Here is a 246-nt window from a genome sequence, read left to right as displayed (position 1 = left end):
ACTCCGGGGAGTACCCCCTGCGTGACGCCCGCGGCTTCGAGATGGACCGCGCAGCGGCCGACCTCTCCATGCTCACCGACATTCCCGGGGCCGCCTCCGTCGAGGCCCCCGTTCCTGGGCGGGTGCGCACCACCGCCGTCGTGCGCCTGACCGCCCAGGAGGAGGCCTGGCAGCGCGGCACCGCCACCTGCGTGGGCACCGGCGGGCGCCTCTACGTGGACCACGGCCACCCCGAGTACGCCACAC

General features: G+C 75.2%; 1 protein-coding gene. It reads left to right on the top strand.

Features of this window, described 5'->3' with window-relative positions:
* Nucleotides 1-246: proteasome accessory factor PafA2 family protein (locus QSV46_RS40650; RefSeq protein ID WP_314964381.1), on the top strand; the 246-nt coding region annotated here is incomplete at both ends.

Source organism: Bradyrhizobium cosmicum, from assembly GCF_032290525.1.
Classification (GTDB): domain Bacteria; phylum Pseudomonadota; class Alphaproteobacteria; order Rhizobiales; family Xanthobacteraceae; genus Bradyrhizobium; species Bradyrhizobium cosmicum_A.
Note: the sequence above shows the minus strand (reverse complement) of the source record. Positions and strands in the feature narration are given on the sequence as shown.